At 53.5% G+C, this 22,746-nt stretch carries 23 protein-coding genes; 12 read left to right on the forward strand and 11 right to left on the reverse strand.

Features of this window, described 5'->3' with window-relative positions; translation table 11 throughout:
* Positions 1–2 precede the first annotated feature (2 nt).
* From EY643_RS00885 to EY643_RS00895, 3 genes are read left to right on the forward strand one after another with little or no spacing between them, the layout of a single operon-like run.
* Entirely contained in the window at positions 3–1,169 is a 1,167-nt protein-coding gene (locus tag EY643_RS00885; RefSeq protein WP_152660427.1) for a glycosyltransferase, read from the forward strand.
* A 60-nt stretch (positions 1,170–1,229) separates the two neighbouring features.
* Positions 1,230–1,985: a glycosyltransferase family 2 protein gene (locus tag EY643_RS00890; RefSeq protein WP_152660428.1), complete on the forward strand. Its 756-nt coding sequence runs from the start codon at positions 1,230–1,232 to the stop codon at positions 1,983–1,985.
* Positions 1,982–2,356: a DUF2304 domain-containing protein gene (locus EY643_RS00895; protein ID WP_152660429.1), complete on the forward strand. Its 375-nt coding sequence runs from the start codon at positions 1,982–1,984 to the stop codon at positions 2,354–2,356. The genes EY643_RS00890 and EY643_RS00895 overlap by 4 nt, the downstream gene beginning before the upstream one ends.
* A gap of 10 nt (positions 2,357–2,366) precedes the next feature.
* On the opposite strand, the gene EY643_RS00900 is transcribed toward EY643_RS00895, so the two are convergent.
* Entirely contained in the window at positions 2,367–2,915 is a 549-nt protein-coding gene (locus EY643_RS00900; protein WP_152660430.1) for a hypothetical protein, read from the reverse strand.
* Positions 2,916–3,102: 187 nt separating this feature from the next.
* Here EY643_RS00900 and EY643_RS00905 point away from each other — a divergent pair, with 187 nt between their 5' ends.
* The gene (locus EY643_RS00905) at positions 3,103–4,125 is read left to right on the forward strand and encodes a glycosyltransferase family 4 protein (protein WP_240732924.1); all 1,023 of its coding nucleotides are present in this window, start codon (positions 3,103–3,105) and stop codon (positions 4,123–4,125) included.
* Here the strand turns inward: EY643_RS00905 and EY643_RS00910 are convergent.
* From EY643_RS00910 to EY643_RS00925, 4 genes are read right to left on the reverse strand one after another with little or no spacing between them, the layout of a single operon-like run.
* Complete coding sequence (locus EY643_RS00910; protein WP_152660432.1) at positions 4,106–5,176, reverse strand: sulfotransferase family 2 domain-containing protein; 1,071 nt, start codon at positions 5,174–5,176, stop codon at positions 4,106–4,108. The two genes, EY643_RS00905 and EY643_RS00910, sit on opposite strands and share 20 nt — an antisense overlap.
* 4 nt (positions 5,177–5,180) lie before the next feature.
* Complete coding sequence (locus EY643_RS00915) at positions 5,181–6,638, reverse strand: glycosyltransferase family 4 protein (protein ID WP_170287217.1); 1,458 nt, start codon at positions 6,636–6,638, stop codon at positions 5,181–5,183.
* A 10-nt stretch (positions 6,639–6,648) separates the two neighbouring features.
* Positions 6,649–7,398: an ABC transporter ATP-binding protein gene (locus EY643_RS00920; RefSeq protein WP_152660434.1), complete on the reverse strand. Its 750-nt coding sequence runs from the start codon at positions 7,396–7,398 to the stop codon at positions 6,649–6,651.
* Positions 7,395–8,174, reverse strand: a complete 780-nt coding sequence (locus EY643_RS00925; protein ID WP_152660435.1) for an ABC transporter permease — start codon at positions 8,172–8,174, stop codon at positions 7,395–7,397. Before EY643_RS00925 ends, EY643_RS00920 begins: the two co-directional genes overlap by 4 nt.
* 214 nt (positions 8,175–8,388) lie before the next feature.
* Between EY643_RS00925 and EY643_RS00930 the strand changes: the two genes are divergently transcribed.
* Positions 8,389–9,666 carry a sulfotransferase gene (locus EY643_RS00930; protein ID WP_152660436.1) on the forward strand — a complete coding sequence of 426 codons (1,278 nt, stop codon included), beginning with the start codon at positions 8,389–8,391 and terminating at the stop codon, positions 9,664–9,666.
* A 4-nt stretch (positions 9,667–9,670) separates the two neighbouring features.
* On the opposite strand, the gene EY643_RS00935 is transcribed toward EY643_RS00930, so the two are convergent.
* The 3 genes from EY643_RS00935 to EY643_RS00945 are packed head-to-tail and all read right to left on the reverse strand — an operon-like array spanning position 9,671 to position 13,803.
* The gene (locus tag EY643_RS00935) at positions 9,671–11,419 is read right to left on the reverse strand and encodes a CRTAC1 family protein (RefSeq protein ID WP_152660437.1); all 1,749 of its coding nucleotides are present in this window, start codon (positions 11,417–11,419) and stop codon (positions 9,671–9,673) included.
* Between the two features lie 35 nt (positions 11,420–11,454).
* Complete coding sequence (locus EY643_RS00940) at positions 11,455–12,243, reverse strand: cyclase family protein (protein ID WP_152660438.1); 789 nt, start codon at positions 12,241–12,243, stop codon at positions 11,455–11,457.
* 12 nt (positions 12,244–12,255) lie between these two features.
* On the reverse strand, positions 12,256–13,803 hold the full coding sequence (locus EY643_RS00945) for a CAP domain-containing protein (RefSeq protein ID WP_152660439.1): 1,548 nt from the start codon (positions 13,801–13,803) through the stop codon (positions 12,256–12,258).
* Positions 13,804–14,047: 244 nt separating this feature from the next.
* Here EY643_RS00945 and EY643_RS00950 point away from each other — a divergent pair, with 244 nt between their 5' ends.
* A complete protein-coding gene (locus tag EY643_RS00950) occupies positions 14,048–15,715 on the forward strand; it encodes an ATP-binding protein (protein ID WP_152660440.1) in 1,668 nt (555 codons plus the stop codon).
* Positions 15,716–15,736: 21 nt separating this feature from the next.
* On the opposite strand, the gene EY643_RS00955 is transcribed toward EY643_RS00950, so the two are convergent.
* Positions 15,737–16,279, reverse strand: coding sequence for a hypothetical protein (locus EY643_RS00955; RefSeq protein ID WP_152660441.1), 543 nt, complete (start codon positions 16,277–16,279; stop codon positions 15,737–15,739).
* A 192-nt stretch (positions 16,280–16,471) separates the two neighbouring features.
* Here EY643_RS00955 and EY643_RS00960 point away from each other — a divergent pair, with 192 nt between their 5' ends.
* Positions 16,472–17,083, forward strand: coding sequence for an OmpA family protein (locus EY643_RS00960; RefSeq protein ID WP_152660442.1), 612 nt, complete (start codon positions 16,472–16,474; stop codon positions 17,081–17,083).
* Here the strand turns inward: EY643_RS00960 and EY643_RS00965 are convergent, their stop codons facing one another.
* Positions 17,084–17,572, reverse strand: coding sequence for a DUF2846 domain-containing protein (locus EY643_RS00965; protein ID WP_152660443.1), 489 nt, complete (start codon positions 17,570–17,572; stop codon positions 17,084–17,086).
* Between the two features lie 97 nt (positions 17,573–17,669).
* Between EY643_RS00965 and EY643_RS00970 the strand changes: the two genes are divergently transcribed.
* Genes EY643_RS00970 through EY643_RS00990 form a run of 5 tightly spaced genes read left to right on the forward strand, consistent with a single transcriptional unit; the run spans position 17,670 to position 22,142 of the window.
* Positions 17,670–18,899: a glycosyltransferase gene (locus tag EY643_RS00970; protein WP_170287218.1), complete on the forward strand. Its 1,230-nt coding sequence runs from the start codon at positions 17,670–17,672 to the stop codon at positions 18,897–18,899.
* Positions 18,896–19,462 carry a cupin domain-containing protein gene (locus tag EY643_RS00975; protein ID WP_152660445.1) on the forward strand — a complete coding sequence of 189 codons (567 nt, stop codon included), beginning with the start codon at positions 18,896–18,898 and terminating at the stop codon, positions 19,460–19,462. The genes EY643_RS00970 and EY643_RS00975 overlap by 4 nt, the downstream gene beginning before the upstream one ends.
* An 11-nt stretch (positions 19,463–19,473) precedes the next feature.
* Complete coding sequence (locus EY643_RS00980) at positions 19,474–20,811, forward strand: hypothetical protein (RefSeq protein ID WP_170287219.1); 1,338 nt, start codon at positions 19,474–19,476, stop codon at positions 20,809–20,811.
* Positions 20,808–21,539 carry a 3-keto-disaccharide hydrolase gene (locus EY643_RS00985; protein WP_240732787.1) on the forward strand — a complete coding sequence of 244 codons (732 nt, stop codon included), beginning with the start codon at positions 20,808–20,810 and terminating at the stop codon, positions 21,537–21,539. The genes EY643_RS00980 and EY643_RS00985 overlap by 4 nt, the downstream gene beginning before the upstream one ends.
* A gap of 54 nt (positions 21,540–21,593) precedes the next feature.
* Positions 21,594–22,142, forward strand: a complete 549-nt coding sequence (locus EY643_RS00990) for a DUF2058 domain-containing protein (protein ID WP_152660447.1) — start codon at positions 21,594–21,596, stop codon at positions 22,140–22,142.
* Between the two features lie 66 nt (positions 22,143–22,208).
* Here the strand turns inward: EY643_RS00990 and EY643_RS00995 are convergent, their stop codons facing one another.
* Positions 22,209–22,679 carry an NADAR family protein gene (locus tag EY643_RS00995; protein ID WP_152660448.1) on the reverse strand — a complete coding sequence of 157 codons (471 nt, stop codon included), beginning with the start codon at positions 22,677–22,679 and terminating at the stop codon, positions 22,209–22,211.
* Positions 22,680–22,746 lie beyond the last annotated feature (67 nt).

Raw genomic sequence — 22,746 nt, forward strand, 5'->3', positions numbered from 1 at the left:
GTGTGAAAGTCCTTCATATCGGCAAATACTACCCGCCGTTCAAAGGCGGTATGGAAACCTATTTGCAGGGTCTGGTGCAGGCTTTGGCAAAAAGGGGAATTGAAGTACAGGTATTGGTGCATCATGCCAAAACATTGCGCCGCTCCTCTGTTGAACCTGATGTTACGGGCCCCGATGCGGTCTCTGTTACGCGGGCCGCCATCCTGGGGCGTTTGCTTTTCACCCCAATCAGTCCTGTTTTTCCGTTGTTGGTTTGGCGCTTGTTGAAGGACCATCCACCGGATGTGTTGCACGTGCACTTGCCGAATGTTTCTGCGTTCTGGCTGTTGTTGGTGCCGGGAGCGAAACGGGTACCCTGGGTGATTCACTGGCACTCGGACGTTCCTCTGGATGCTGCGAGCAAAGGTATTCGCTGGTTCGCCGGTCTTTACGCCCGGCTCGAACGCCTACTGTTGCGCCAAGCGAGCGCGGTTATCGCCACCTCGCCGCCTTATCTGGAAAGCAGCCGTGCCCTGCAACCCTTTGCGCAAAAGTGCCACATGGTGCCGCTAGGTATTGACCAGTACCGCCTCTGGCGCTTGGTGGCACCGGACCCGGTGTCAGTATCGGGGGCACAATTCAGCGTCTTGCTTGTAGGGAGATTGAGCTACTACAAGGGCTTTGATGTTGCGATCCGGGCGATTGCCAGTCTCCCAGGAGTAAAGCTTAATATCGTCGGTGAAGGGGACCAGTGGGGGTTGCTTCACGCGCTAGTCGACGAGCTGGGACTGAGTGAACGAGTTACATTCTTCGGTGCATTGAACGATAAAGAGCTGGCACAGCAACTGCACGCCTGCGATTGCTTGTGTCTTCCTTCGGTAGAGCGGACCGAGGCTTTTGGTATGGTTTTATTGGAGGCGATGAGCTACCGCAAAGCTACGATCGTATCTGACGTTCCTGGATCAGGGATGGGTTGGGTTGTAGAAGATGGTGTAACAGGGATCAAGGTGCCGCCGGGTGACCGTCAGGCACTCATCAAAGCCATAGCTTGGCTCAGAGAGAATGCTCAAGAGATGGTCCGAATGGGGGCCGAGGGCGAGCGGCGTGGCAGCGAAGTCTTTACCATAGTAGCATCGGCTGAGGCCGTACAGTCGCTGTATGTGGAGGTCGTAGCTTGCGAGGACTCCTGATGTCGGACGGTCCATGTTAGACTATGTCGATCGTTTTGCCCCTGCAAGGACCGAATAAAATTGAGTACAGCTGCCCGGAACTCTGGGGGTTTTACTGAGGTCGACACCGACTCAGTTCTTCTTGTTATTCCCGCCCATAATGAGCAGGCCAATATCGGCATTGTGCTGGAGGACATTCGCGCCTGTTTTCCTGCGCGGGTAGTTGTGGTCGACGACGCTAGCCAGGATGCGACAGCAGACATTGCCAGGGCTGCCGGTGTACAGGTTATTCCACTGGCTTCACAATTGGGCGCCTGGGGCGCTATTCAGGCGGGGCTTCGCTATGCCAAGCGCCATGGATATGAATACGTTGTCACTATGGACGCGGATGCCCAGCACGAGGCCCGATGGATTCCCGCGTTGCTCGAACCTTTACTGATGGCAGAAGCCGACGTAGCAGTGGGCGCATATACCTTGCGAGGATCGATCCTGCGCAAGATCGCCTGGTACTGTATCCGAAAAGTGTCTGGGCTTAGTCTGGACGACATCACCTCTGGTTTTCGAGCGTATAACCGGGCTTCGATAGAGGCTCTTGCTGGATGGAGAGCGAGCGCGTATGAGTATCAGGATGTTGGTGTTTTGATGCTTCTGGCCGGACGTAATCTCAAGGTGCTTGATGTGCCGGTCAGTATGAAACAACGCGCCTATGGTAAATCGCGGATATTTCATTCCTGGTTGGCTGTCGCCTACTACATGTTTCACACGCTACTGTTAGGCTTTTCCAAGCGTAAGCTCCTCTGGAGCCGTCGCCCGGTCAAGCCGGAATACGATTTATGACGGCGCTGGTCACGGGTGCTATCGGCCTGTGTGCTGCCGCAGTAATCATATTTTTACTGCGTCGTGACCGCCTGCGTTCGAACCATGCCGTGGTTTGGCTGTTTGTGGCGGCGGGATTTTCGCTATTGGGGCTGGCCCCGGGGATCGTTGATGAAGTCGCCGGAGCTATTGGTATTGCTTATCCCCCAGTGCTGGCGATTATTCTGGCGCTTATCGCGGTTATCATCAAGTTGCTGACCCTGGATATAGAACTTTCCCATTTGCAAATCAGGTATAAGCGTGTGGTGCAGCGTATGGCTCTGCTAGAAGCAGAGCTCGAGCAAATGCAAGACAGGAAGGCCGAGGCTACCCAGCACGAAGCGGACGACTAGCCGAGGGCTGTTACGCCTGGGTTTTGTTTGCAGGTTTGTCGTCGTTGGTGCTCTTATTTCGCAATTCGTCCCATTGTTGCTTCTGTTCCTCGGTGAGAACTTTGCGCATGCCGCTCAGGCTGCCATTTTGTTCGATCAGGCTTTCCAGTTCAGCGATCTGTTCAGCGCTTAGCTCGAGTGAAGATATGGCATCTTCGAGCCGTTTGGCTACCCTTTTTGCCACACGCTGCTCGTCCACATAGGTTTTTTGGTTTGGCGTCAGAAGGGATAGGATCTCCTCTCGTGAAGCGTCGTTCTGGCGCGCTTCGCGTATTTGTTGTTTTTGCTCCGGTGTGAGGGCAAGATCTCCACTCAGACTTGAAATAATACCCTTCTTCTGCTTCTGTCCTTTCATCTTAGCCTTCTCGGTCCCTTCTTTGAGGGTGGTTGCCAGTGGCAGGGATTCGGCCGCGTCAACAGTCTCGACCCGAGTCGAATGTGTTGAAACCTGAGCCCTGTAGGCGAAAAATACCACTATGAGAATGACTACTAGTGCGGAACCGAGAACGAGCTTTTTCACGCTTAACAACCTTGTCTGTAGAATGCAGGAAATACTAGCATAACTGCTGGCGAGTTCCCGACTAATCAAGAGAGGCTGCGCAAGATTGAAAATCGCTATCGATGCCAGACCACTGGCTCAACCGTTCTCAGGTATTGGGCGATACACAGCGCAGTTGGTTGAGAGTTTCGCAGCCGCGGGTCACGAGTTGCAACTTTACACAATAGACCCACTACCGCTTGAGTGGATGGACCAATCGAATGTAGAGAATCGTGCGAGCGGGCGAAGAGCAGGGGCCTTGGGTGAACTTTTTGCATCGCAGTATCAGTTCGCCGCCTGGGCGAAGCACGATAGGCCGGATCTCTATTGGTCGCCGCGACATCATCTCCCGGGTGTGCTGGAGAAATCCATGCCAGCTGTGGTAACCGTCCATGATGTTGTGTGGAAAAGCCTGTCGCAAACTATGTCACGCCGTGGGCGAATCGCCGAGCAATTACTTATGGGTCGCTCTCTTAAGAGGGCCGATCAAATCATTTGCGTTTCCGATTTCACGCGCCGTGCTGTTCAGAAACACTGGCCGCGTTACGCGGAGAAAGCGACCACAATCTATTCAGGTGCCGATGGGCTTGTCGCCGACCCCATCTTGTCTGACTTGCCATGTTTGCCGGACAAGTTTTTCCTGTTCGTTGGAACACAGGAACCACGGAAAAATATCGACACATTACTTGCCGCATATGCCAACCTTGCTGCTGTGGAAGCGGATGTGCCCGATCTAGTGCTGGTTGGGTGTTCAGGCTGGGGTGGCGTGGACGCGCGGGACCTGATCCGGAAGATGGGGCCCGAGCTGAAAGTGACTTTGCTTAACGAAGTTACTGATGCAGAACTCTCCCGTTTGTACCAGGGGGCTTTATGCCTTGTCCTGCCATCCTGGTTGGAGGGCTTTGGGTTGCCGGTGGCTGAGGCTATGCACTTTGGATTGCCTTCTATTGTGTCCTCGACTGGAGCACTGCCCGAAATTGCAGGTGATTCCGCGCTTTTGATAGAGCCGGGCTGCGTTGAGTCGATATCCTCGGCGTTGGCTCTATTCGCCAAAGACAGCAACTTGCGAGAGACGTTGGCTGAAAACGCAAAACGGCGAGCGGTACTTTTTCAATGGGGTGACTGTTCACAAAGAACCCAGACCTTGTTTGCGTCCGTGATCTCGGCCCACGTCAGTTCTGTTGCGCCTTGAATGGGGAAAAATCGAAACCCGGCGGAGCGCTGCAGTACACCTCTTCTGTTCGGATGAAGTCCACTAGCTTGTAGTCCTCCTCGTTGTTTTGAACAAGGATATCTAGTAACTCACTGTCGTTTTTGAACTCATTCATATAACCAGGGTCGCTCGCGACGTTGATCTGCGGGAGCGTTGAGTCTTGCCAGCTGAGTTTTTCACTCAGGAACGCGAGCCATTGATCGATTTTATCGAAGCTCCCCACGATGAAAACATCGTTGCTGAACGCATGCCTCACGCTTGAGTAGCGGTGCTTTCCTGAAAGATAGAGGCATTGGTAGTTGTCGATGAATTCCCTGCGAAAGCCACTGTCTCGAATCGTGTTCTTCAGGCTTTGGTGGTCGAACTTCCGTTCTACCCGGCGTTCGTATCCGGCCTCACGATCGCGATAGTAGTTAAATCTCGAGATCGCACGGTCTACAGGATCACGCACGACGCTAAGGAAGATCCGCTGCCCATGCATGCTGTCATACATGGATTGGAAGAAGTGGCCACCGATCAGTTGTGCGCTCTCCCAGTGTTCTCGGGAGAAGTTCCCTGTCGTGGACAGCGAGCATCCATCGCCGTAATTTTGCTCGGCCAGTTTCTCAAATGCCTTACCCGCCGTTTTAGGTATGTGGAGATATACTGTCTTGGGTGTTGAGTTGAACTTCTCAGACGACACAAAGTCCCTCAAATCAAGTTTGCGGAGAAACTCCTTGGATTTGATCATTGCGGTGACGAGATGCCACTGAGATTTGACGTTTTTCACCTTGCCTTCGATGACTTCGGGATTCTCGGGAGTGCGTCCGAGAATCAGTCGGAATGCCTCGACAACGAGTTGTTCTGTGACTGCATTCGCCTGCAGCTTGCGCTTGCAATGGGGAGTGTTGAACTCCTTGGACTGTGCCAGAGCCTGAATCAGCTCGGGTACCGAGCGGAAGTTTCGCAGCTTTTCTTCAATGACTGCTTCCTTAACCGGGGTACGATCGAAAAACAGTCGATAAGCGGAAAATAGATCTTCGCGTTCCACCGATTTACTCGCTCTCTGCAGGTGATAAGCCGATCGCACTGTTCCACTGTGCGGCGATGGTAGATTCTGAATACCGTTCACTATTGGTCAGACCAACGTTTACTCTTTCGCTGCGCTCTTTATCTTCGACCGCTATGAGTTCTTGCATGCGGACGGTGAGCTCGGCGGGGGTATAAGGGTCGAAGTAGGTAGCGGCAGATGCATAGACTTCCCGGTGACACTCGATGTTAGAAGCAATTACTGGTGTGCCGCATTTCATCGATTCAATACCGGAAAAGCCGAATCCTTCTGCATAACCTGAAGCGACCGTCGCGATGGCGTTGGAGTAGAGCTTCCTGAGTTCGAATAATGGGACATTCTTGAGCAGGTAGACGTTACCGTTGGTGAAGTGTGAGGCGATTCGTTGCTCTGTTTTGCCACAACCCCAGCCCCTGTTCGCTACTAAAACCAGCTTGATGTCGCGGCTGCTGCTGGCCCGCAACCTCTCCCAGGCTGAGATTACCGCGCCGTAGTTTTTTCTCGGCTCCATCGTTCCTACGGCCAAAAAGTACTCTGGACTAAAGCTTCCTCTAAGGCTCTCCTTGAGTAGCATCAGATCCTCCAGCGACTTCACACCCGGTATGATATCTGTATTGGCGCGGTTCAGGAGTATGTTTTCCAGGTCGATATCATGGTCTGGAAAAAAAGCATCAGGTACGCAGCAGTGGACCACGTGAGTACGAGAGCCAATGTCGGGGTATAGACCGAGCAGGGCGTTGCGCGTGGCCTCCGAGTTACAAACAAAGTCGGCGTGCTCGGCGTTGCGCCTGAGAGCTGAATAGTGAATTTTCTGCGCCAATCTGGGGCTTTTGATCGTATGCGGATGCGTCATCGGAATTGCATCGTGATAACGCACCCACAGTCGAGTGTTATCAGACAGCCTGGCATTTAGAGGCTTCTGTGAAATGAAATCGTCCCATTCACTGGTGTTGATTACGACTGGAGGTAGTCCCATTGCAGCGGCAGCGAATGCCTGGTGAGCGGAGACAGCGGTCCCGAGGAATTGCGACGATAGTACAGCTTCCCTTGCCGTCGCTGGTAGGGTTTTGGCGAAGAGGGTGCTCCAGAGATAGTCACTGAAGTTGTCTGCATCAAGGTCGAAAATGTCTCGACCTAAACCTAGTAGATTGAACAAAACATGCCATGGCATCCCCGCACCCGTCATGACCTTACTCAGGCGCTGCCCCAGGTCACCTTCATTGTCCTGGTCTTTCTCTGCAATGGCGATGATATAACGGGAAATCTGATCAATCTGCCGGTCCCTACTTAGGCTTGGCTTGTAGCGGAAACCAGAAGTGCCAGCGCCATTGTCCATCACCAGGCCAGCAACATTTGCGGCCGTATTGCGAGAAAGTAGGTCGTAGCTAATACGGGTATCCTGGGGGATTCCCGCAAATCCTTCCAGGCAGGCGGTCAGCTCCATTAGTACATTTCTAGTCATTGCGAGCAGCCTTTCTGGATAACCGTTTTTGTCTTTTCTCTTCCTCGGTGTATTCGAAGTAGTTCGGAAGGACGTCTGAGGGGAGACCTTCAGCCGCTACAAGCCCATCTTCTATCCACACGACTCTGTCGGCGAGCTCCTCGATTTGCCTGGCGGAATGAGAGACTAGTACGACCGTCTGCTTACCCTTTATGCGGTCAGTCATTGCTTTTTTAGCTTTTCTTTTGAATCTGGCGTCGCCGACGCTGAGTGACTCGTCGATTAACAGGATATCTACATTCGAAATGAGTGCTGTCGCGAACCCCAGCCTTGACTTCATGCCCGAAGAGTAGGTTTTTACCGACTCTTCAAAGGACTCTCCAAGTTCCGAAAATTCCTTGATGTCTTCCAGTATCAAGAGGGCTTCTTCGTATTCCCGCCCCTGCAACAGGCAGGCTACAATAGCGTTGTCCCGTCCGGATAAGTTAGGTTTGAAGCCCAGGCCTATTGAGAGTAAGGCGGCGCTATGGTGTTGTGCCCGAATAACCGTACCTGCATCGGGAGTGAGAATGCCCGCCAGCAACCTCATGATCGTAGTTTTACCGCAGCCATTTCTACCGATAATGCCAAGTGTTTCGCCCCTGAAGACATTCAGTGAAACCCCTCGCAATATGTGGTGGCGGCCGTGATCGAACAAATTCTTGCCAGTTTTGAAGCTCATAGCGACGTCGCGCAATTCGAGTACGGGCTGTTCGTTTGTCATGCGGTCAGCGCCTTTAGCGCCAGGCGGGAATTAAGCTTTCGCATCAACCAAAGGTCGCCGGCAATGCCGACAATAAATATTAAGGCGAGCGTTGAAAGTAGCTTGAAATCGGGATACTCCGAGTACATAAGCACCTGCCTGAATGCATCTAGCAGAAACGCCATGGGGTTGTAGGTCAGAATGAAATCGGTCATCGCGGGATCGGGAAGGGATCTGATGTCCCAAAAAATGCCCGAGGTAAACATCAGGAAGATCATTCCCAAGGATATCAACAGGCTAATGTCCCTGATATAGCAGACAAGAATCGACCCCAATAAGCCGAAGAAAAGAATCATCAGGTATAGCACAAGAATAACTGGAATGATGGCGAACCAGACACCGGTGACGGGGTGACCGCCGTAGAAGGGTACTACGCAAAGCAGGAAGGCGAATACCGCCGACTGGCGGTAGACGCCTTCCTGAATCACTGTGAGGGGGAAGACCGCTTTCGGGATATTAGCTTTGCCGATAAGACCCGCACTGGTGACAATGCTACTCGAGGCTTGGGTGACACTTTTGGTGAACCAGAGGAATGGGAGTTTTCCGCACATGAGAAACACCAAAAAATCGGCGCGTTTCCGTTCCAGCACTATGTCGAAGACTACATAGAAAACAAATACATAAAGTAGTGGCTCCAGAATCCACCAGATGTACCCAAGATAGTATTTGGATGCGTCTGATTTCAGGGACAATTTGGCCTGAATGTCTATGAGTCGCAGCGTTTGTCGTAGAGTCATAGAGGTATACAAGCTGTCCGTTGTGGAGCTAAGTGCGTTGTTGAATCGACAAGGATTATCCCCTATGTGCCTGCAACAACCAAGTTCAAATCTTTTGTGCGAACTACACGTTTCGTGGTCAACATCGAAGACAGTACGGTAAGATGAGCGTCGAAAAATAGCCTTTGTCACCGAATGTCAGCTCGGACATTCGCTTTCTACGGAATAGCGCTCAATGAAGGAAGAAATCTGCAGTCTGCCAAGGATCTATGAAGATATTGTGGAGCTTGGTCCGGTATACCGTGTGCGGATTACCCGCGGAAAGAAACTACTGTGGAAAAGACCCTTCTATAGCCTGACCATCCATCAGTGGCTAGGCAGTATTCATTTTCAGTTGGATAAGCCGCGATATCTTATAAGCGGCACAGCATTGCCAAAGCTGGCAGAGCAACTCGATCATATCGTTGCGGTGGAAACGAAGACAAGAGTCGAGTATCAGGCTACTCTCGGGCTTTCTTCAGCGAATCTTGGCAAACGATTTTCCGATGTCGCCGGCAGTGACAGCGGCCGCTGGGTGTGCCGTGTACCGCCCCCGGAGGGCGGCGGTGAATTCGATCTGATAGCGCGCCTCAAAGGGGGCGGGGAAGTCGCTATTGGATCGATTGAATTTAGCCTCTTGCCGCCCCAGGCCTCTGCCTCGGTCGTCGAGGAGTTGCGGCCGCAACTCGAGAGTATCGCCGCAAGCCGTAAGAAAATGCTTGATACGATAGCCGGTGGGCGGGATTACATTATGGCCGGAGGCAATGCCCGGTCTGGTACAACTGCCTTGGGTTTACTGATTCAGGCCAGCCCTGACATTTCGATGGGTCTTGAACGTTTCAACGGCGCTTATGAAGCGCATTTATTTGAGCCAGACATCTTCTTTCAGAAATTGTCCCGGCAATTGGTTAAGTCCGGTTTTAGCCACGAAGAGTTAGCAGCGAAACACGAGAAAGCGCGTTATATTGGCGACAAGAAGCCGAATATGGTGCAGAAGGGCTGGCGAATGTCCCTGCTTAATATTCCCGCCTTCAAAGTTATCTACATCTTCCGGGAGGTGGAAGGCGTAGCGGCCTCTTATGAGGCGAGAGCCAAGAAGAACGAGCGCGGTTGGGCTGCGGACAGGGGCTTCAGGTCAGCGGTCGAGGACTGGAACAAGGAGTTGCGTGGTGTTCCGGCATTGGCTCAGGCGGCTGCGAGCATATACTTCCTCAAGTATGAAGACATCTACGGCAGCCGACCACTGATGGAAGCACTTTTTCAGTATCTTGGGCTGGACCCGGCGCAAGAGGAAATTGATAGGGGGATTGAACAGACACTGACCAAAAATGCCGAGCTGCGAGCTAGTCCACATCAATTGCTGCCTGAACAGCGAGAGTTTGTCATGAAACACGCCGATCTTGCGGCTTATGACGCCGTCCATGCTCTGTATCAGGCGCAGCGACAGCGCCAGGGCCCTGCGGCAATAGAGTGAGTATTCATCGGGTGTTTGATTCTGCTGGCTCTAGCACCTCTAGCGTCTGATTAGGTTGGACTGTTGGTATCTGTTGCACAATGCCGCTGGGCCAAGCGACCTCTACCGACAACGTTTCGTCCGCTGCAAGTTGTCCCAAGCCGAAATGTATGCGCGTGTCGTTCTGGGTCATCGCGTGGAGCCCGTGCGCAGCGAATCGTACCTGGGTACCATGATGGCTGGTGACGCGGATAGTGGCGCCTATGCCCTCAATATTAGAGCTAGTGCCTGTCAGGCTTATAGTCAACCAGCCATTGTCGGCTTCGTTTCTACCGAGAAACAGGTCGTATGTACCTCGCCTGAATACATCCTTTAGCTTTGCGCCTTTTGAACCGTTGGCGACCAAAAAGTCCAGGTTGCCGTCGTTATTAAAGTCAGCTAGAGCCACTGATTTAGCGCGCCCGTTGTCTTCGCTCGGAGCAAAACCGTCACCTGTGAGTGGAGTAAATTGGGGTACTGCCAGCCTAGTGCCTTTCACTTTAAGCATTTTGTTTCCCCTGTTTTCCCAAACCGCATTAACTTCATTTACGCCGATCTCGGCTGGGGTGTAGTCACTGTTGACTGTGTAGACATCCAGATCGCCGTCATTGTCGAAGTCGCCTGCCACGGCATTGAGGCTGTTGAAGCGCTCGGCCCTGATTCCTGCGGCCTTGCTGACTTCGATAAATTTATCGCCGTCACGTAAATAGAGACGATCGGCTCCTGGATCGCCGCGCTTTTTCGCAATTGCCAGCCAAATGTCAGCTAGCCCATCCCCGTTAAAATCTTGTACCAGTACGTCTTTCGCGATGGATTTACGAAGGGATTTGGGTATTCGAAGAGTGTCGCCGGGCGCCAGGTAGCGGCCGTCACGCCAAAGTACGATTTCATTGCTTAAGTTACTATCGCGGAGTAGGAAGAGGTCAGTATATTTGTCGCCATCAAAATCAGCGGGTACTGCGAGTACCGCTCCTTGAGAAAACTGCCCGAGGGCGTTCTTTGCTAGTTCAAACTGGTTGCCTTCCTTTTGAATGAAAATAGCCGAGGGGTACTGCCCGTCGTCTCGGGCGGAGTTGCCGATAAAGAAATCCAGACGTGAGTCGTTGTTGATATCCAGCGGGGTGGCGAGCCGGCCGCGGCCGTGCGCATATATTAGTCCCCGCGAGTTGGCGCCACTTGGAGTTGCTTCTGGGAAATGCAATTGGGGCGCGCCATTGTGCAAGCCCGCGTTGATGAATAGCTGGTTGCCAATGCGTTCTATCGGTTTCGTGACTTTTCCGCCTTTGCCGCCGCCTTGAAGCTGAAGTAGATCCTTGTCGCCATCGCCATCGAAATCTACCCAGACAGCGCCATGCTGATCACCGCCAGGAGGCATATTGTGTACTACGAAGGCCCCTGCACCCTCATCCAGACGGTTAAGCAATAAGGCAGCCTCGTCGTGCGTATTATTGTGATGCTGGCTCAGCCATATGTCCATGTCGCCGTCGTTGTCGACATCGCCTATGGCCATTCCCCACGAGCCGATTTTCCGATCGTAGGCAAGCAGCTTATGACGAGCATCGAAATGGATCTTGCTTGTGTGGCCGCGCGATATTTCCGGCGAATGGACGTTATTGGCTTGGTCGTGAGTCGCTACCTGTTCGATAGAGGGTTTTTCGCATCCAGCTGTGAATGTTGTCAGGGATGCTAATAGAAATACGGTCGCTGGGCGAAATCGTATGTAATAGCTGATCATGTGATGGCTTCGAGAGCTTGCTTGAAGGTAGTAGTTTACCTGACCTCCGCAATAATGCGCAGTGGCCCGCCACTGCCTCCGCGAATCTTTGTCGGCAGCGCGATCACATAAACGCCAATAGCCGGTAGCTTGTCCAGGTTCGCCACGTTCTCAAATGCAGGGATGTTGTGGGTCATCAAATTGACGTGGGCGGCGAAGTCCTTGGAATCGCCATAGTCGATGCTGGCGGTATCGATACCCACGGCGTGGACGCGTCGCGCTTCGGCGAGCAGGGTAGCCGCATCAGGTGCCAGGCCAGGGAAACAGAGCTCAGCTACCCCCTCAGCACCACGTTTTGCTGTGCCCAGGTATTTCTCTGCGTCGGGCCAGTAGGCGCCGAAGCCGGTTCTGAGTAGTACGATCGTCCCTGCTTTTATCGTGCCGTATGAATTCTCCCAGCTTTTGATGTCGGCGATGGACACCTGATAGTCGCAGTTGTCCCTGGCTCGCTCGCTGACGTCGATTACCACGGCATCGCCGATCAATTGGTCTAGCGGGATCTCGTCGACGTGTCGTTTTCCCTCAGCGAAGTGGATAGGGGCATCGATATGAGTGCCGCCGTGCTCTGCCGTGGTGAAGGTGTATGCCGAGTAATACCAGCCACCGTCAGTGTGACCTTCAAAGTCTGTGCGCAGTTCGAAACGTTGGGCAGTGGGCCAGAATACGGCTTCATCCGAGAGGTCGTAGGTCAGGTCGACCCACTCGCCCGCAGCGGCGGGCCCTTGCAGAAGCATTGTGCCTGCAAGGGAAAGTCCTATCAGGGAAGGGAATTTGAATCTGCGCATACCATCACGGCTCTAGCGGGGTTGGGCGAATACCTGTGTCCAATAGTAAGTATAGGTGCTGCTGCCATTGGAGACACGCGAGCTGCCGAACTGGGTGAAGCGAGACGTCATCATGTTGGCGCAGTGGCCATCGCTGGTCGCCCACTGGTCCATAGCGCCGTCGACTGAGCTACGGCCAGCGGCCAGGTTTTCGCCGTAGGCACGCCAGTTGTAGCCAGCGTCATCGATCCTGTTGCGAGCGCTGGATTGGTCAGAACCTGTGTGGGAGAAGAAATTGTTCTCGGCCATATCTGTCGAGTGCCTGACCGCGGCGGCTTTGAGTTTGCAGTTCCAGCTCAACGCGCCTACCGCAGGGAATATGCCCTCGCTGCCGCAATCCTGTGTCTGGGAGCGGAATGCATTAACCGCGTCCAGCATCTCCTGGTCGAGCGAGGTTTTGTCGCAGTCTATGGGTTCAGGGTCCGGCGCGGGATCAGGTGTTTGGGAGTTGTCCGTCTCATCGCAGGCATCGCCGTCGCCGTCGCCATCCGTGTCAGCCTGGCTTGGGTTGTAGGTGTCCCTGCAGTTGTCATCTCCGTCTGCTACGCCATCGTTGTCCCTGTCGGTAAAGTCGTCGCAGGAGTTACCGATGCCATCGTTATCAGAATCAGCTTGAGCGGGATTATATACCGCGGGGCAGTTGTCGCCGTCGAGGTTGGCATAGCCGGAGGGGCGGAGTACGGCAAAGATGCTGTTGTCGGCATCGCCGAAGCCGTCGCTGTCGATATCGCGGAAAAACTCGCGCTCTTCAAAGCCCTCGTCGACTTCGCCATCACAATTATTGTCGACGCTGTCGTACTCTTCCACTGCTCCAGGGAAAATCTCGCCGTTGTTGTCGTCGCAATCGCCCGCGTTCGCAACATAGCCATCTTGCGGCTCGTCAATGCTGATGGTGTCTGAATTCACCCCAAAACCATCGCCATCGACATCGCGGAATAGCAGATCGGCAGGGTCTACGGTGCCGAGGCCTTCGTCAATTTGCGTGTTGCAGTTGTTGTCGATGCCGTCGTCAAGCTCGTCGCGCCAGGGATAGATGGCTGGATTGCTGTCGTCGCAGTCGCGGTTGTTAACCACATAACCCAGAGGCCGTTCAGCGCTGGTCAGTGTGTCTTCGGGGGAGCCAAAGAGGTCACCGTCGGCATCTCGATGCCAGGTGCGGACAAACGATTGGTGCTCGAATTTGGCCCACAGGCCAATGTCGATGTCCTGCTCCTGGTCGGCGAATTCTTCTGGCAATGGGGCTACGGTGGCCTCGCAGATGTGAGTGACTGAGCGGGCGCAGATGCCCTGCCAGCGAACAAACCGATATCCCTCTGCAGGGACAGCGGTGAACGTGTCGGATATTTCCTCAGTGATCTCGAACGCGCAGCTGGGCTGCTCGCAACTGTATAGATTAGAGGCGGACTCGATATGGCCTTTTGCGTCAGTAGTGATAACCAGGCGACAGCCACCCAACAGCAGTGCCACTGTGGCGTAGGCTGCAAGCCGTGAAACAGTTTTCGTCGATATGTGTTGTCGCATGGTACCTGGCTATTTTTTGAACACTCGCAACCGATGATTTAAGGCGAAACGGCGGTGTCAGGCCACGAAAAACTCCAGAAATCTCCAGATAGCCGCGGAAATGAGAACCATGTCTCAAGTTTTGACCTCTTCATTGCTGATCCAAAGCGCTTGTAAACTGTTTAAAAAACAAACTTTTGCTGTACGATGAGGTTAAAAATAACAACACTTATAACGAATCAGAACGACGAGAGGCAGGGGCATCATGCTTGAGACGGTCGATACCATTCCCCCCAAACCGGAGGGCACGTCCTCCGGGGATTTCCGGGTGGGCGTGTTGGTTGAAGTTACAGGGGATTCTTTCAGTGCACGGCTGGATAATGCGGGCACTGAAGCGGCGGCAGCCGAAGGCATAATTGCCGGTCAGGTCGGGTCGTATCTCAAGATCCGCAATGCCGGAATGGACACCCTGGTGATGGTTGAGCGCTGCTGGATGGCGGATAAACAGGGCGTGTCGGAGCAGATGGTCCAGTTGAGTCCGCTTGGGGAATTGCCTCACAGCGGCGGGTTTCAGCGGGGTGTGTCCCAGTACCCAGCCAGTGATGCTGAGCTGTATACCATTCAGGAATCCAACCTGGAGGGTATCTTCACTACCCACAGCGATGCAGAGTTTCACGTTGGTCAGTTGTCATCGTTCGACTCTATCGACGTCCATCTGGATGCCTCTGCGTTTTTTGGTCGGCACTCCGCGATCCTCGGTCAGTCCGGTTCGGGTAAGTCATGGACAGTGACGAGCGTCATTCAATCGGCGCTCCGCAGTATGCCCCAGGCACATATTATTTTGCTGGATATGCACGGCGAGTACTGCGACAAGGAAGTGAATGGCATAGTCAGCCGCGCTCCCTTCCCCGCGGACCTCTGCCGCAGCTTCCGGGCCGAGGAGCTCGAGTTTCCCTATTGGCTGCTATCGTTTTCAGAGTTCTGCGAACTGGTGATAAACCCGGAGGACGAACATGCTTCGGTGCAGATGTCGTACCTGCGGTCTGCTCTCACCCGTTTGAAAGAGGAAAGCAATGAGCACCTTGAATTGGGCCACATTACCGTAGATTCGCCTCTCTACTACTCTATCAAGGAATTGATGGACAACATCAAGGCCGCCAACCGTGCCGCCACTGATTTTGGCAAAAAGAAGTCGCCTCTCAATGGCAAGTTCGATCAGGTAATGGTGCGCCTGGAGGGATTAATCAACGATACGCGCTATGACTTCATGATGAAGCCCACCAAGCGCAATTCTACCGAGAAGTTGCCAGACCTGATGCGCGATCTGGTTGGGCTGGGTAGCCCAAGTGCGTCCATCACCATTCTCGATCTCAGCTCGGTGCCCTTCGATGTGGCGCCGCTGGTGTGCGCCCAAATTGGCCGGCTCGCCTACGAATTTAATTTTTGGAATCCCCGCTGCACGGAATTCCCGATCTTCCTGGTCTGTGAAGAAGCCCACGAGTATATTCCGCGCGAAAGCATGGCCAGGTTTAACGAGGCACGCAGGGCGATGGAGCGCATCTCCAAGAACGGACGTAAGTACGGTGTTGGGCTGTGTGTTGTGAGCCAGCGCCCGGCAGACGTATCTGAAACAGTACTCGCCCAGTGCAGTTCCTTCCTGTGCCTGCGTATCTCCAACCCGGACGACCAGGACTATGTGCGCGCGATGGTGCCCGACGCCGCACGCGGCACGTTCTCCGCATTAACCTCGCTGTCAAAAGGTGAGGCAGTAGTGCTCGGCGAAGCGGCGCCTATGCCGGTGCGGCTCAAGGTGCGCCGGCCTGATCCACCGCCTAATTCAACTGATGTGGATTACGCCGGGAAATGGCGTGATGGTGGCTTGCCGATTGACGTCGACCAGATGGTGGCTAACTGGCACGCGCAGGAGCGCTAGCCAGGCTGCGATCGGTGTCGTCTAGGCTGTGACGCTGAGTATCGCTGCGGTGTAGACGGCGAAGACGACGGCGGCCGCCTTGAAGGTTCGTGGAGCGGCGATGATGAGTAGCATCAGCAAAGCGCCGGCTGCCGGCACACCCAGAGAGGGCAGCATTTTGTTGCCGAACATGGTGATGTTCACGTAGGGTCCGATGCCGAAATAGAGCAATAACGAGAGTGCGGACAAGCGTCCCAGGCCCTGGCTGTGCTCCAGAAAATTCAACTCGCCGCCACCCTCTGGCACCGGTAGTGCCATTTCTGCGGCACCGTAGACGCAGATAGCGCCTGCTGTCAGCACGGCAAAATCCGGGAAGCTCCAGTCCGAGATCTCTCTTAGCCCCCAGCCCACCCACCAAAATTGCAGGGCGTAACTGAGAACGCACACGGCCCACAATGCTGTAGACCAGTGAAAGCTGACGTCGCGGTGGGCGCGAATGAGCATGCCCATCGTATGCAGAAGTCGGGTGATTGCCAGGCCCAGGATGATGGAGATGGCGACAAAGACGTATTCGTGTTGGGTCACGCCGGTCGCGCCTTTTTCCCGTGATTATTGATGGCGAGTGTAGTGCGATTGCCGAATATAGTCCATTGGGTGGGCAGCCGAGGAATCCGATAGGCGACCAAGGTCTTATTGCTTCAGTCTGGCGGCGGGAGTGAAATAGTGCTCTGGATATTTGCCACTGAATCCGTGAATTCAGCTACAGGAGCATTATAAATGACAACACATCCGCTCAAGACCGCAACCTTACTACTGGCGACCAGCGTTGTGCTGGGGTGTGCCGGCTCAAGCAATAGTTATGATTCACAGCCTTATGTGACGAACGGCGGCGATACCGTGGTCAGGGTTAAGGACCGTGAGGGCCGCTGTATTCGCACGCCAGCCTGGACGGAAGAAACTGCTACCAGGGAGTGTGATCCTCAGTTGTTCCCTGCGGAAACGGCTGTAGTGGCTGCTCCTGTTTATGAAAGCCTCACCCTCTCCGCCAATGCCCTGTTTGGGTTCGACAGTGCCGTGATCAAACAGGAAGGTCTGGCGGCGCTGCAGCAACTGGGCGACAAGATCGAGGCCAAGGGCGCAGAGGTTGTGGATATCGACATTATCGGGCACACCGACAGCGTCGGCGCTGAAGATTATAACCAGCAGCTGTCCGAGCGCCGAGCATCAGCCATGCGCGATTTCCTGGTGAACGAGCGCGGTATAGATAGCAGTATTATTGACGTGAGCGGTATGGGAGAGAGCTCGCCTATTGGCGATAACGGGACCGCCGAGGGCCGCGCCCAGAACCGTCGGGTTGAAGTGCGTGTGGGAGTCAAGGCGCCCCAGTAGTCAGCTCTCGAGGTCGTCCCTGGTCTCCCTGATCTGGTATATGGCCTCTTCGGGATCCATCGCATGCAGGAAGATGAGATACTGCCCTCGGAAAGTACCGATACTCATCTTGTCGGTATCGTACTCGACTCGCAGTCTCAGGTAGTAGGTTTGACCAGCCTTCATGTTCAGGATGTACTTGCGGTCAGTCTGCTTCCAATTGGCGCTTTCGGTAAGCCCGGTGGCCACGAATTCGTGTTTGCCCGCTGGTAATTCCAAGCGGAAGTGCCGATTGTATTTCAAGAAACCAGAACCCTCGCCATCCACCATTATCTCTGGGTATTTGGTGCGCAGCGGTTTCTTGCCAGGGTTGCTCGCTGCCGGGCGATAGACATACACCACGGCATTGGTTTCTAGCTCAGGGCCGCGGGGTGAGAAATAGTCTGCGTGCACGTTTGTCGTCATCAGGCAGGCGAGCAGGGCAGCTACGCGGGGGATTCTGTACGACATTGATGGCCTCTCCTGATGATGTGTTATCGAGTGTACCCTCCGCGCTATAGATTGCGATATGATCTGAACGTCATTTTTGCAGTATCGAGTTTGTCTGGTGCCCCAATTCACTATCCTGATTCCAACTTTCGATCATCAGGACACGATTGAGTGGGCTATTCGCTCCGTATTGGACCAGCGTAATCAAGACTTTGAGCTCTTTGTCGTTGGTGATGGTGCGCCTCAAAGGACCACCGAAATAGTGAATCGCCTGATGTGCCGCGATGCAAGGATTCGTTACTTTGCTAATCCAAAGGATCCTGCACAGGGAGAGATCTACCGTCATCATGCGCTGGCCGAAGCCAAGGGAGAATATGTGTGTTATCTCTCCGATGACGATTTGTGGTTGCCCGAACACCTCGATGTCATGGCTGAGGGGCTCGCCGATAGCGACTTTGTTCATACGATCCATACCGGTGTGTCGCCCGAAGGGGAAATTTACGCCCTTAGCGGAGACTACGCTCAGGTAAGCTGGCGCAAGCGCATTCAAGCGAAAAACTACACTCTTCATGGGCTCAGTTTTGCTGGGCACAAATTGGCGAGCTATCATGAGCTGCCATACGGCTGGCGACCCCGTCCACTGGGAACACCCTGCGATGTCCATATGTGGCGCCAGTGGTTGGCTCAGCCGGATGTGAAGTTCCGAACGGTGTCTAGAGTCACCGGTCTACATTTTGATGCTCCGCCGAGGCGCGATTGGTCGGTAGAAAGACGTGTCGACGAGCTTTGTGCTTGGTTTGGCCGCTCTCGAGAGAGCTCCTTCGCTAGTTGGTTAGGGCAGCAGGTCCTGGCCTTTCATCAGCGTCACTCACGGCGAGAGGAGCAGATACTCGAACTCGTAGATGTCTGCAGCGAGGCTGGTGCATTGGCTAAAGCAGCTGAATTGTTGGAAGAGATAATCGAATGCAATCAACGAGAGTGGCGTCATTTCAAGAGTCTGGCTGACATTTACCTGACGCAGGGAAGGGTAAGCAGGGCCCTGGCACTGCTTGACCAGGCGCTGTGCTTGTTTCCGGCAGTGCGTCATGTCTATTCGTTTTATGGTGAAGTTTTATTCACACACGGGCGGCACCAGCAGGCACTGTCGATCTTCGAAAGAGCAACCGAATTGCCCAATACGGACTATGACGATTTTTTGCGTCTCGCCAAGGCGCAGATCGAACTTGGTGCAGACCATGATGCTATCGCAGTGCTCAGTATCGGGGGGCGGAAGTTTCCGGAAATCGCGGATTTCGCCGATCTCTTGTCTCGTTACCAGATAAATTCGCCAGATGAGGATGGACTATGATTAATGAAAATGCTGTTAAGGATGGAGCCGTCATTACCCAGGATTGGCAGGTAGAGCGCCAGGATATAACCGGGGTTCACTGCAAGGAAGTACTCCATGTGCCACGCGATCACGGCGTCATTACCGAAATGTATCGCCCGGAGTGGGACCCCACCGGCTTGCCAGTGGGGCACTGCTACCAGTCTCGACTTTTTCCGGGCGCTATCGGCGCTTGGAGTTGTCACGCAAAACAGATAGATCGACTATTCGTTAATCAAGGTCACATGAAAGTAGTCATGTACGACGGCAGAGAAGATAGCCCAACCTTTGGTACGGTGAATGAGTTCCATGTAGGCGATACTCGGCCTACGTTTTTGGTGATTCCGACAGGTGTCTGGCATGGCGTGCAGAACCTGGGAGCGGGTGATGTCCTGATGCTCAATTTCCCAACCATTGCCTACCAATACCATGATCCAGATCACTATCGACTTCCATTCGACAGCGACGAGATTCCCTATTCATGGGATATCGGCGTTCGCAACACTGCACGGTTGCGAGCAGATGCCAAGAAACCCAGAGTTTAAGCTGATAAGACATGAAGATTCTTCTCCATATAGGTTCGGGTAAATGTGGATCCACCGCCATTCAGGCGTGTCTTATGCGAAATCGCGAATTATTCGCCCAGAATGGCTTTTATTATCCCCTTCCTCTGAAAGGTTATGGTGAAAACCACGCAGGATACTTCATAGACGGCGCTGAAGATGACTTTGCGAAGCTGATCGATGAACTGGAGAACCTGGCATCTTGCGGCAGATATTCGTGGGCAATCCTTTCTTCGGAAAGCCTGTTTCGGCTGGATAGCGAGGAAATACTTAGCAAGTTAGGTGCGCTCAAAACCTTCGATATTCGGGTTCTGTTTTACGTTAGAGATCAAGCCGAGCTAATCCAGAGTGGGATGCTACAGAAGCTAAAAGGGAACCCTTCCACCATTGAATTCTCCCCTCGATTGTCCCCGACGAGGGATTTTTCCAAAATCGTAGCCAGGTGGGAGAAATTCTCAGGAAATCGAGCGCTAATTTCACGCTACGATCGCGACTCTTTTCCAAAGCGAGATGTTTTATACGATTTTTTCAGGGTTATCGGTTTTGAAGCTTTTGCCGGCTTGCAGATACCGCCGCGCGATCTTAATGATAGCCTAACTGTTGAGTCCGGATCTGCGCTTAGTATGTTGGCCGAAAGCTTTGAGGTTGATTCTGGCGATTGGAGCAATTTAGTGGAAGCGTTTTTATTGGCGCAAAGAAACTTTACACTAAACAAGTATTTCCTCAGTGAGGCCGAGGTAGAGAAAGTACGACAGCACTACCAGGCGGGGAATCGAGCGCTCGAACTCGAATATGGCCTCGCCCCCATTACTGGGAGTACCGCTTGCTGGCGCGACGAAACGACAGCCCCATCAAGTTTGCACCCACAACTTCTTGCTGCTGCACTAGAGATCTATGCCATTCCAGCAATAGGAGGAGAGCGATCGCTGTCAAAGAAAAAATTGTTGCGAATCCTGGGGTCCGGTTGGGGGCGGAGTCACCCGTGGGGAGTTTGGAATCACGGCCTTGAATCCAGCGTATGTTTCAGGGTGGGCAAAGTCAGAAATAGAACTCACTATCGCGCGGTAGAACTCCATTTCAGCGGGCGTTATGGTAAAGAGCAGAAGCGATGCTCTGACGTGACCATTAATGGTCAGGCATTTTCATCGGTAGACCTGTCCGATTGGTCCACAACCATTTTGATGGACGATCTGAATGACATTATGCTGATTGAATGTGAGATTCGGCATGATTCACTCGACCAGCGCAGGGTGTACGGTCTAGAGAATGTTGTAGTGAATTTTGTCCCGCGCTTACAAGCTTGCGCACCTTTAAAAGGTATAAAATCGTGAACAATTCTTTCCATATTCTGCTTGCCTCAATATTCAGCGTACTGGTCGCCGGGACTTTTCAGGCACACGCAAATGAAAATCAACTATCTGCAGAAGAGCAGGCCCAGGGCTGGGAACTACTTTTCAACGGCAGCGACCTCAGCCATTGGCGCAATTTCAAACAGAAAGACCTGAATGAAAAGTGGGTTGTGGTCGACGGCACCATGAAGCTGAGCGGCAAGGGTGGCGGCGATATTATGACGCGCAAGTCCTATCGCAATTTTGACCTGCGATTGGAGTGGAACATATCTGAGGGCGGTAACAGCGGCATATTCATTCTCGTCGACGAAGCCGGCGACAAAATTTACTCGCGAGCGCCCGAGATTCAGATACTCGACAACGAGCGCCACCTGGACAGAATGATCGATTCTCATCGGTCCGGTTCACTCTACGATATGGTGCCCTCACATCCTTCCTCCCACAGGCCCGCCGGGCAGTGGAATCAAGTCCGTATCAAGTTTGTGGATGGCTTTCTCGAGGTCTGGCAAAACGAGGTGAAGACGGTGAATATCACCCTGGGCGACAGCGCCTGGGAGACACTGCTGGACGCGAGTAAATTCGGTGGCGGCGTGATGGGGCTCTTCAGCGACTTCGAGGGCTTCGGGGAGGGCAGGGAAGGCCACATCGGCCTGCAGGATCACAGTGACCCGGTTTCATTTCGCAACTTGAAAATACTGCCGTTGGATTGATTGCTAAAACGTCTCGGGTAAAAATATACGCTGCGCTTTTACGAGGAAAACTTCATGGCAGGCTCACTTCAGGATCAGTTGCTCAAGGCCGGGCTAACCGACGCCAAAAAAGCCAAGCAGATGGCCAAGGACAAGCGCAAGCAAGCCAAAGTCGCGAAAAGTAGCGGCATCGAAGTCGTTGATGAGAACAAGCAGGCTGCCCGCCAGGCCATAGAAGATAAAGCACAACGCGATCGCGAGCTAAATCAGGTGCTCAACGATAAAGCCCGGCGCAAAGCGATCAATGCCCAGATCAAGCAGCTGATAGAAAGCAGCAAGCTGGAAAAAGGAAGAGGCGAGATCGGCTACAACTTCACTGACGGTAACAAAGTAAAGAAGATCTATGTCGCCGCTCTGGAGCAGAAACAGCTCACCGCGGGCGTACTCGCCATTGCCAAGCAGGGCGATCAATACGAGATCGTTCCGCGCCCGGTCGCGGACAAGATCGCCGAGCGCGACCCCGCCCGAGTGATTTTTAGCACAGAGGAAGCGGGAGCGGAACTCACAGAAGAAGAGAAAGATTGGTACAAGGACTATGAGGTTCCCGACGACCTCATGTGGTAGCGAGGCGGTTGAAGGTTGACTTTACTTACTTCCGGTAGGGATGGGGCAGCTACTTGCTGTATGTGCTCATTCGGTGGCGGGTTCTTCTCCCCTCAGTTTGTCACGCACATTCATTAGTACCTTGCCGTACATGTTTTCGCCGCGTCGGTCTCGGCCGCAACCCCAAAAATAGTCGTAGTTGCTGTTCTCGACGAGAGTTTTATCGCCAGTGTCGATCAGTGCCTGGCCGATCGCAGGATAGGTGCGGCACTTTGTATAAACGGCCCGTGTCATGTAGGTGACCTTCATTTTTTTCCAGTCCTCACGGCGTTTGCGCCAGCGTGTTCTCCCGAGTTTTCGTGCCCGCTTCGGATGCTCGGCAAGTCTAATCTGCTCCTGGTAGTCTTTGTCTCCAAACTTCATCGCCTGATAGTAGTGCTCCACCGATGGCCATTCGCGATCTTCCAGCAAAAAGCTGTGATGCGAGAAACTACCGAAGTCATTATTGACATCGCTGCGCGAAAAGAAATCTGCATCAAGTATATCGGGTGGAAACATAGGAGCCTTATCGTCGAATTAGTTTCAGCTTGAGGGACAGGGTACCTCGAACAACCTGCAGGACACC

Origin of the sequence: Halioglobus maricola, assembly GCF_009388985.1 — a bacterium.
GTDB lineage: Bacteria > Pseudomonadota > Gammaproteobacteria > Pseudomonadales > Halieaceae > Halioglobus > Halioglobus maricola.

Excerpts from the sequence above, each read along its gene's own strand:
- EY643_RS00895 (WP_152660429.1), top strand. The coding sequence starts at position 1,982 with ATGACGGCGCTGGTCACGGGTGCTATCGGCCTGTGTGCTGCCGCAGTA.
- EY643_RS00915 (WP_170287217.1), bottom strand. The coding sequence starts at position 6,638 with ATGGAGCTGACCGCCTGCCTGGAAGGATTTGCGGGAATCCCCCAGGAT.
- EY643_RS00920 (WP_152660434.1), bottom strand. The coding sequence starts at position 7,398 with ATGACAAACGAACAGCCCGTACTCGAATTGCGCGACGTCGCTATGAGC.
- EY643_RS00925 (WP_152660435.1), bottom strand. The coding sequence starts at position 8,174 with ATGACTCTACGACAAACGCTGCGACTCATAGACATTCAGGCCAAATTG.
- EY643_RS00930 (WP_152660436.1), top strand. The coding sequence starts at position 8,389 with ATGAAGGAAGAAATCTGCAGTCTGCCAAGGATCTATGAAGATATTGTG.
- EY643_RS00935 (WP_152660437.1), bottom strand. The coding sequence starts at position 11,419 with ATGATCAGCTATTACATACGATTTCGCCCAGCGACCGTATTTCTATTA.
- EY643_RS00940 (WP_152660438.1), bottom strand. The coding sequence starts at position 12,243 with ATGCGCAGATTCAAATTCCCTTCCCTGATAGGACTTTCCCTTGCAGGC.
- EY643_RS00945 (WP_152660439.1), bottom strand. The coding sequence starts at position 13,803 with ATGCGACAACACATATCGACGAAAACTGTTTCACGGCTTGCAGCCTAC.
- EY643_RS00950 (WP_152660440.1), top strand. The coding sequence starts at position 14,048 with ATGCTTGAGACGGTCGATACCATTCCCCCCAAACCGGAGGGCACGTCC.
- EY643_RS00960 (WP_152660442.1), top strand. The coding sequence starts at position 16,472 with ATGACAACACATCCGCTCAAGACCGCAACCTTACTACTGGCGACCAGC.
- EY643_RS00965 (WP_152660443.1), bottom strand. The coding sequence starts at position 17,572 with ATGTCGTACAGAATCCCCCGCGTAGCTGCCCTGCTCGCCTGCCTGATG.
- EY643_RS00975 (WP_152660445.1), top strand. The coding sequence starts at position 18,896 with ATGATTAATGAAAATGCTGTTAAGGATGGAGCCGTCATTACCCAGGAT.
- EY643_RS00980 (WP_170287219.1), top strand. The coding sequence starts at position 19,474 with ATGAAGATTCTTCTCCATATAGGTTCGGGTAAATGTGGATCCACCGCC.
- EY643_RS00990 (WP_152660447.1), top strand. The coding sequence starts at position 21,594 with ATGGCAGGCTCACTTCAGGATCAGTTGCTCAAGGCCGGGCTAACCGAC.
- EY643_RS00995 (WP_152660448.1), bottom strand. The coding sequence starts at position 22,679 with ATGTTTCCACCCGATATACTTGATGCAGATTTCTTTTCGCGCAGCGAT.